The sequence below is a fragment of the Agrobacterium salinitolerans genome, assembly GCF_002008225.1.
GTDB classification, from domain to species: domain Bacteria; phylum Pseudomonadota; class Alphaproteobacteria; order Rhizobiales; family Rhizobiaceae; genus Agrobacterium; species Agrobacterium salinitolerans.
On record NZ_MRDH01000016.1, the window covers coordinates 147,966 to 156,131 of the forward strand.

Below are 8,166 nucleotides of genomic sequence, written 5' to 3' on the forward strand. Positions count from 1 at the left end.
TCCTGCATCAAATACGGGCGAACTGGCCCCGCGTCGCCAGGAGCACGGGGCCGCGTTCTTATTCGGCGGCGATCAAGTCCTTGGCTCGACCGATTCCGGCAGCTTCAAACGCGGCGAAGATCTCAGCTTCCGCTTTTTCGCCCAGGTTCTTCAGCGGCTCGCGGATCGTTGCATGGTCGAGCACGCCGCGATGCACGAGGCCGAGCTTGAGTGCAACGGTGCCTTCCATATGCGAACCGCGGTGGTAGACGGCACGAGTGATTGGCAACAGACGCTCGAAGATTTCGCGAGCACGGGAATAATCCTGTGCCTTGCCGGCTGCAATCAGGTCGATGAGAAGCTCTGGAGCGATGTTGCCATATCCAACAAGCAGACCGTCGACATCGAACATAGTGGGAAGCAGCCACTCGTCATGGCAGCTGAGGATCTGAAGGTTCGAATTTGCCTTCTTGAGCTCAGGAATCTCGACGTACCACCGTTTCATATTGCGCACGCCGTTTTTGGTCGCGACAACGCCATCCTGCGTAGCGATCGCAAGCTGAGTATCCAGGTCGTAGCTTGCCCTGGTCGCATCCGGATACTGGAACAGGATGCACTGAAGCCCGGATTCCTGCCAGATCGCCTTATAGCGATCCTGCGGCGCGCCTTTCTGGAAGCCGAAGCGCAGCCAACCGTGATTGGGATAGACCAGCGCGCCGGTTGCCCCAGCAGCCTTGCACTTCTTTGCCTCTTCGGCTGCAACCTTCGTGCCTTCGCCAGTAATGCCGGCGATAATCGGAACCGCGCCATCGACGGCTTCGACGTAGGTTCTGACGAGCTTCAGGCGCTCTTCCTCGGTCAGGAAAGTGCCCTCCCCAGCGTGACCAAGAATGACTAGGCTCTTCACGCCATCCATGCTGACCAACCACTTGGCCAGGCGAGCATTGGCCGCGTAGTCGACTTCACCGTCGCGGGTGAAAACGGTTACCGGAGCGGGGCTCAGACCTCTCAAATCCATTGCTTGCATCGAACATCTCCTCCTGTTGTGCTCGCTGCCACTACTAAAGCAGCGTTGGGATCGTTATCGGGAACGTTCCCACTATCGTTTCCGAATATGTTGGAGTCAATCCCCATTTTGGTGCATGATCACGGTGCAGAATATTGATTGGTGCCAGTAATGAGCGACTTTGAGACAAAGACGGACGAGACGAGCCGACAGACGCGGGTGACAATAATCGATGTCGCATTGGCCGCGGGGGTATCGAAGTCCACAGTATCGCGCATACTCGACGAACGGCTGCCGCGCTCGGACAACGACACAGCGCGCCGGGTGCGAAAAATTGCAGAAGACATGGGCTACGTACGCGATGTGTCCGCCGCAAGTTTGCGGCGTGGGAGCACGCAGACAATCGGGGTCATCGTGCCGCGACTGACGGATACCGTCATGGCCATGCTTTACGAAGCGCTGACCAAAGCATGCAGCCGAAATGGCCGTTTTGCTATCGTAGCGACGACAGACGACCAGCCCGGTGCAGATCGTCTCGCCGCCGAATCGCTTTTGAAGCGGGGCGTAGACGGCCTGATCCTTTCGACGGCGCGGGAGGGCGACGATTTTGCAGATACGTTGGTGGAGAGGGGCATTCCCTTTGTACTGGCCTTGCGTACCGATGGCAGAAATCTCTCGGCCATAGGTGACGATCGGCTAGGGGGCTATCTGGCGACACGACATTTGCTCGATCTTGGGCATCGTAAGATCGGAGTGATTGCCGGCCCGTCCTATGCCTCCAGTGCCCGCCGGCGCCTCGAAGGTTATCGCCAGGCCTTTGACGAGGCTGGCCTCGCCGTGCACCCGGATTGGATCGTACCCTCAACCTTCGGAATAGATGCAGGAGCGCACGCAGGCGAAACGTTGATGCGGCTGAAAGACAGGCCATCGGCGATTTTTGCCGTCAACGACAATACGGCAATTGGCGCCCTATCAAGCTTATCGCGCCTGGGTCTTTCAGTTCCGGATGATGTGTCAATAGTCGGCTATAACGACATTCCAATCGTCAGTCATCTGCCGACCCCACTGACAACGGTGCGTGTACCTTTCGAACAAATCGCCTCTAATGCACTCGACTTGCTGACACACGGTGCCGCATCTGCAGATGACCGCATTCGCTTGTCAGCTCCGACCCTCATCCCACGTAAATCAACCTCCCTCGTCGGACTTCGACGCTGATCAACACACGTGTATTCCGTGAGTGTTAACGACGGCGGAGCGATTACGAGGTAAGCGGTCTTGATTGGAATCGAACCCGCGACCATCACATCTGTAAGTGGAGCCCTTGATTTCAATGATGAAAAACTTAACTTGCGAACAGGCGTATGTTCCCAATATGTTCCAGGCTGGACGGCGGGGACGTTGTTAGACGCCTGGAATTCGATGACGGATCGCCGGCGCTATTTCACTGAGCCGCGCTGATTAGGAAAATATTGTAGCTTTCATCGCGCGATCGCATCCGAGGCCGACAGGGACACAAGACCACAGCTGATGAAATGCGTGCTGAGGTTGACAAGGACCGGCCCCGCAAATCCCGAGGAGCAAATGTTGCTATTCCACTCGGGGCGCCTCGAGCATCGTCTGGGCCTTGCTGATCCGGAAGCAATCCTACGCAGCGGCGGTTGCGTAATACCTATCCACATTCGAGGCATATCTTCTCGAAGTGGTTTGCATGAGGACTGAGTATTGATGACGCACCGGTCGAGCCGGGGATTGGGACAACCCTTCCGAGCCAAGCGCTTCGTGCGCATAGAGGTGATTGGGATCCAATCTGCGGACTTCATCAAGGCCCGCGGCCACATGTGCTCCGCAGGTCGAGGCCTGACACATGGCTGCACCCGACCGCATCGAAACTTACTTTTTCCACTTACAAAAACGGGGCCGTCCACACATGGCTCGGGAAATCTGCACCGCTAGAATAAGTGGAATTTCTGCCTGACTTCGGCTTAGATGCCAGGAACAGGAGATACCACGAGGAGACGACCGCGCCGGAACCAAAGCCTGGCTCTCAAGGCAAAGGTGGCGCTCGCTACGATCCGCGGCGAGCAGACTCTGGTGGAATTATCGCAGCAGTTTGACGTGCACGCCAACCAGATCAAACAGTGGAAAGACCAGCTCCTCGAGGGGGCGACAGGCGTTTTCGGCGATGAAGCCAAAGCGGAACCGGCGGGTCCAACCGTCGACGTCAAAACGCTGCACGCCATGTGACAAACTGCGTTTGCACGGAGATCGGCGAACTGACACTGGAGAACGATTTTTATCCGGTGCGCTCGGCAAGGCAGGATTGCTGGGCGCAAAGAAATGATCGACCGCGGGCACAAATTGTCGGTCGCACGCCAGACAAAGCTTCTCGCGCCGGATTACTCGAGCGCAGGTCGAATGGCCATAGACGCTTATTTCGAGTCGCTTGGCTTGTGACCTACACTGTTCCAAGGCTAGTTCACGTGTCAGAAGCGTGTCAGTCGCTAAAAATGAAAAATCCCCAGAAGGGGATTTCTCAATGATATCAAAATTCGGATGGTGGGCGTGACAGGGATTGAACCTGTGACCCCTACGATGTCAACGTAGTGCTCTCCCGCTGAGCTACACGCCCTCCGTGGCGGCGGATAGACCACAAAACCGGTTCATGCGTCAACTGCTTTTTTTCGGTTTTGTGAAGGTTTTTTGAGAGGCCTTACGCCACAAGGAGTTTGTTGACCTCATCCACCAGATCGCGCAGATGGAACGGCTTGGAAAGCACCTTGGCGTCCTTCGGAGCCTTCGAATCGGCATTCAGCGCAACGGCTGCAAAGCCGGTAATGAACATGACTTTCAGGTCCGGGTCGAGTTCGGTCGCGCGCCGCGCAAGCTCGATGCCGTCCATCTCGGGCATGACGATATCGGTCAGCAGAAGCGAAAAGGGCTCTTCGCGAAGCCGGTCATAGGCGCTGGCGCCATTGTCGAAGGAAGAAACCTTGTAACCGGCTTTTTCCAGCGCCTTGACGAGGAAGCGGCGCATATCGTTGTCGTCTTCAGCGAGAAGAATTTTCTGATTCATCATAAGTGACCGTAACTACTCAATGTTTGGAATACCCTAGCCCGATTATAGGATTTTCACGGTAAATATCCTGTGAACGCGTGAATCGGTATAGCGCTGATTGGGCGATAGTATGGACTTGCCGCGCCGTAACTGGCAACATGAACATCCTGATAGTTTTGCGACATGGTAAATGACCCTGAATGGACTGGATAACGGGTGAATATGAGCTGTTTGAAGTAACGGAACCTGCCGTTCAAACCCTGCCATTCGTCTATAATTCCCCCCATAGCGGCCGCTGCTACCCGATTTCCTTCCTGGAGTCGGCAAGGCTCGATTCGCACGAGATCCGCCGCTCCGAAGATCACTTCGTCGACGAGCTGTTCGCGGCGGCACCGGAGATCGGCGCGCCGCTTCTCAAAGCGAATTTCCCGCGCGCCTATCTGGACGTCAATCGCGAGCCCTACGAACTCGATCCCCGCATGTTCGAAGGCACGCTTCCGCCTTATGCCAATATCGGCTCCATGCGGGTCGCAGGTGGCCTGGGAACGGTGCCGCGCATCGTCGCCGAGAATATGGATATTTATGCCCACCGCCTGCCGGTCGACGAGGCGCTTTCGCGGATCGAGACGATCTACAAGCCCTATCATGCCTGCCTGCGCCGCCTGCTGTCTCGCACCCACGCCAATTTCGGAATGGCGGTGCTAATCGACTGCCATTCCATGCCGGGCAATATCCGCGTTGCCGGCTCGAATCTAAGGCCGGATGTAATCATAGGCGATCGCTACGGCACCAGCGCATCCCAGGAAGTCTCCCGCGCCGCGCTGCATTTTCTTGAAGAACTGGGTTTCGTCGCGGTCTGCAACAAACCCTATGCCGGCGGCTTCATCACCGAACATTATGGCCGACCCATCCGCTCTCTCCATGCGCTGCAGATCGAAGTCAACCGGGCGCTTTACGTGGACGAAAAGACGCTTTTGAAAAAAGCCGATTTTCCCGCCATTCAGGCGTCGCTTGAAATCTTCATGCGCCAGCTCGGCGCCTTCGTTTCCGAATACGCGATAGAAACGTCGCTCGCTGCCGAATAGCAGCGCGAATCATCCGCTATTTCAATTTTTATCCCGTATCGTCTGGCGGCCCGCCGGACAAAAAAAACCGCGCCTTGGCGCGGTCAAGTCTAGGGAGGAAACACCCAAGGAGGGTATTTACAGTCAAAGACTGCAGGATCACGCTACGCAGTAATTGCACAATTGTCAATCATTTTTTTATATGCATATTTTTTAGGCTTATGCTGAAAATATGGAAACACCGGCACCGCCATTCGTATGAGTGGACGGCGGATGTGATTCCGGTCTATGCATTGCCCCACAAAATTCAGACCAAATATCCAGGCAATGAGGTTTCGCATGCTGCCCGACCGGGATTTCTTCTTCAAACTTGCCGATGCCGCCAGCGCAGAAACGCTCCCCCGCTTTCGCACGGGCATTGCCGTCACCAACAAGCAGGATGGCGGCTATGATCCGGTGACAGAAGGCGATCAGGCGGCAGAAACAGCTATTCGCGCGCTTATCGAACAGCGTTTTCCGCAGCATGGCATTCTGGGCGAAGAACACGGCAATATTGGTCTCGACCGCGATCACATCTGGGTCATAGACCCGATTGACGGCACACGCGCCTTCATTTCCGGCGTGCCTGTCTGGGGCACGCTGATCGGTTTCCAGTCCGCCGGCCGCGCCACCATGGGCATGATGGACCAGCCTTTCACGAAGGAGCGTTATTTCGCCGATGGCGAAGCGGCCTGGTATTTCGGGCCGGATGGCGAGCGGAAAATCCACACGCGCGACTGTGCGTCGCTATCGGACGCCGTGCTGTTCACTACGACACCCCACATCTTTACTGCGGAAGAAAAGCCCTTCTATGAAAAAGTACAGGATCAGGTCCGCCTTTTCCGCTACGGCGTGGATTGTTACGCCTATTGCCTGCTTGCGGCCGGCCACGTCGATTTGGTGATCGAATCCGGCTTGAAGCCCTATGATGTCGGCGCGTTGATCCCTGTGATCGAGCAGGCCGGCGGCATCATGACGACCTGGGATGGCGGGCGTCCGGAAAATGGCGGGCGCATTCTGGCGGCCGGCTCCAAGGCCGTGCACGAAGAAGCTCTTGCCATTCTCTCGAAACTCTAGGCAGCCCGCTTAAGCGGCCATCACTCCGGCGCGAAAAAGGCGTCGATGGCCGCCAGCGCCTGTTTGCGGAAAACATCGCGCTCATGCAGCAATTCGTGGCGCGCACCGGTGATCGGAAGAAGCTGCGCTGCCCGGAAATTGCGTGAGAGTTCTTCCTGTGCCTTGTAGGGCGTAATGGTATCCAGCATCGGCGCCAGAATGAGGGTCGGAATGGTGATATTCGTCAGATGGTCCTGAGTGACCACCCGTCCCATGGTCTTCAGCGCCTCATAGACCCAGCGCGCCGTCGGCGCACCGATGAAAAGCTCCGGAAACTGCCTGTGCAGCGAGAGATTTCTTGCAAAACGTCTGGAGTCCGAGGTGAGCGGATTGCCGTCAAAATCCCGCTCGCGCTGATCCTTGCCGAGCTGAACCCGCCCGAGGCCAACGAGACTTAGAGCCGTCGCCACCACCCGAATGACGGATGAGGGGACGGATTGCTGGCTGTCCAGCTCGATGAAGGGCGAGCAAAGCGCCAGACGGTCGATCCGGTTCGACAGGCCGGGCGCGGCGGCAAGCGCTGCAAGCGCGCCGGTGGAATGCGCGATCATGAAGAACGGCAGCCGCGTATCCGGCAACACCACCTGTTCGAGAAAAAGGCCGATATCACGCTGGTAGTCGGAGAACCTTCGCACATGCCCGGCGCCCGGTTTTTTCAGCAATCTTTCGGAACCGCCCTGCCCGCGCGTATCGAAGGTCGCAACCCAGAAACCCATGGCGGTGAGATCGCTCACCGTTTCGAAATATTTCTCGATACATTCGTTCCTGCCATGCAGCAGAACCACGGTTCCGCGGGCCACCTGGCGGCTGGCGCGAAAGATCGCATAGCGAAGCTGTTTGCCGCGATAGCCGGTAAAATATCCGACGGTATGGTTGTCGGGAACCGGGTTGTCTTCGCTGGCGCGCAATGTGGCTTCGATCATCGGTCTTTTCCGGCTTTTCTGCCTCTTCGGGATAGGTCGGCGGCGCGGGAAGGTCAAAGAAAAAATTGCCGGAACCGTCAGTTAAAGCAGTCGCGGTTCCGGCGAATAAGACAGAAGAAGAAGGGACGTTATTGCTTCTGTCCACGGAGAATGTCTCCGATGACCGATGTTTTATGGCTCTCAAACTGAACGATGCCGGAACCTGACGTTCAGCCATGGTTCATGTTGCTTTCGCCTTTTCACGCCCCTTGACGCGGCGGCAAGCCATTCCCATCTCATTCATGCGGTCGCCAGAACGGGACCGCGCCAAATGTCCGGCCGTCGCCAGAACGGGATGCCGGGCTTAACCGCAAACAGTCGCTTCTTAAGGAGGACACCATGCGTCACGTTGATTTTTCCCCGCTCTATCGTTCCACCGTCGGCTTCGACCGTCTTTTCTCGATGCTTGACGGCCTCGGCCAGCCCGAGCAGGCCCAGTCCTATCCGCCCTACAATATCGAGCGGACCGGCGAGAACACCTATCGCATCACCATGGCCGTCGCTGGTTTCGATGAGAACGAACTCAGCATCGAATCCCGCGCCAATGCGCTGACTGTAAAAGCCGAGAAATCCGCGGATGAGAAATCCACGGAAGGCGAGTTTCTTTATCGCGGTATCGCCACGCGCGCTTTCGAGCGTCGCTTCCAGCTTGCCGACCACGTCGAAGTCCAGACCGCTTCCCTGAAGAACGGCCTGCTCCACATCGACCTCGTCCGCAATATTCCGGAAGCCATGAAGCCGCGCCGCATTGCGATCTCGTCCGACAGCGCAGATGCGCCGAAGACCATAGAAGCCCAGATTTCGCCGGCTCAGGTCAACTAAGCCTCCTTCATGCAAAACGAACGGCCCCTTCATGGGGCCGTCAGACTGCTGACAAACCCCTGGCGTGAGCTGGGGGTTTATGATTCATTGGGACATGTTGAAGAAACCTGCTCCTGAACA

Annotated in this window: 7 protein-coding genes, 1 tRNA gene and 1 pseudogene; 5 read left to right on the forward strand and 4 right to left on the reverse strand. The window is 56.9% G+C overall.

Going from position 1 to position 8,166, the window contains the following annotated elements:
* Positions 1-58: 58 nt before the first annotated feature.
* Positions 59-1,006, reverse strand: coding sequence for a dihydrodipicolinate synthase family protein (locus BS627_RS12820; RefSeq protein WP_165691241.1), 948 nt, complete (start codon positions 1,004-1,006; stop codon positions 59-61).
* Positions 1,007-1,156: 150 nt separating this feature from the next.
* Here BS627_RS12820 and BS627_RS12825 point away from each other — a divergent pair, with 150 nt between their 5' ends.
* Complete coding sequence (locus BS627_RS12825) at positions 1,157-2,203, forward strand: LacI family DNA-binding transcriptional regulator (protein WP_077983608.1); 1,047 nt, start codon at positions 1,157-1,159, stop codon at positions 2,201-2,203.
* A 771-nt stretch (positions 2,204-2,974) separates the two neighbouring features.
* Positions 2,975-3,376: pseudogene (locus tag BS627_RS23920) on the forward strand (transposase); the annotation flags it as partial.
* A gap of 166 nt (positions 3,377-3,542) precedes the next feature.
* Here BS627_RS23920 and BS627_RS12835 read toward each other — a convergent pair.
* Positions 3,543-3,617, reverse strand: a tRNA-Val gene (locus tag BS627_RS12835).
* An 81-nt stretch (positions 3,618-3,698) separates the two neighbouring features.
* Positions 3,699-4,061 carry a cell cycle two-component system response regulator CpdR gene (gene cpdR, locus BS627_RS12840; protein WP_003497910.1) on the reverse strand — a complete coding sequence of 121 codons (363 nt, stop codon included), beginning with the start codon at positions 4,059-4,061 and terminating at the stop codon, positions 3,699-3,701.
* A gap of 182 nt (positions 4,062-4,243) precedes the next feature.
* Here cpdR and BS627_RS12845 point away from each other — a divergent pair, with 182 nt between their 5' ends.
* On the forward strand, positions 4,244-5,128 hold the full coding sequence (locus tag BS627_RS12845) for an N-formylglutamate amidohydrolase (RefSeq protein ID WP_003519728.1): 885 nt from the start codon (positions 4,244-4,246) through the stop codon (positions 5,126-5,128).
* Positions 5,129-5,446: 318 nt separating this feature from the next.
* Positions 5,447-6,223, forward strand: coding sequence for a histidinol-phosphatase (gene hisN / locus BS627_RS12850; protein ID WP_077983610.1), 777 nt, complete (start codon positions 5,447-5,449; stop codon positions 6,221-6,223).
* Positions 6,224-6,243: 20 nt separating this feature from the next.
* Here hisN and BS627_RS12855 read toward each other — a convergent pair whose 3' ends face one another.
* Complete coding sequence (locus BS627_RS12855; RefSeq protein WP_077983611.1) at positions 6,244-7,185, reverse strand: alpha/beta fold hydrolase; 942 nt, start codon at positions 7,183-7,185, stop codon at positions 6,244-6,246.
* A 378-nt stretch (positions 7,186-7,563) separates the two neighbouring features.
* Between BS627_RS12855 and hspL the strand changes: the two genes are divergently transcribed.
* Positions 7,564-8,046, forward strand: a complete 483-nt coding sequence (gene hspL / locus BS627_RS12865; RefSeq protein WP_003519731.1) for a heat shock protein HspL — start codon at positions 7,564-7,566, stop codon at positions 8,044-8,046.
* The last annotated feature ends 120 nt before the right edge of the window (positions 8,047-8,166 follow it).

Coding starts and splice junctions, on each gene's coding strand:
- hspL (WP_003519731.1), top strand. CDS start 7,564: ATGCGTCACGTTGATTTTTCCCCGCTCTATCGTTCCACCGTCGGCTTC.
- BS627_RS12855 (WP_077983611.1), bottom strand. CDS start 7,185: ATGATCGAAGCCACATTGCGCGCCAGCGAAGACAACCCGGTTCCCGAC.
- BS627_RS12825 (WP_077983608.1), top strand. CDS start 1,157: ATGAGCGACTTTGAGACAAAGACGGACGAGACGAGCCGACAGACGCGG.
- BS627_RS12820 (WP_165691241.1), bottom strand. CDS start 1,006: ATGCAAGCAATGGATTTGAGAGGTCTGAGCCCCGCTCCGGTAACCGTT.
- hisN (WP_077983610.1), top strand. CDS start 5,447: ATGCTGCCCGACCGGGATTTCTTCTTCAAACTTGCCGATGCCGCCAGC.
- BS627_RS12845 (WP_003519728.1), top strand. CDS start 4,244: ATGGACTGGATAACGGGTGAATATGAGCTGTTTGAAGTAACGGAACCT.
- cpdR (WP_003497910.1), bottom strand. CDS start 4,061: ATGAATCAGAAAATTCTTCTCGCTGAAGACGACAACGATATGCGCCGC.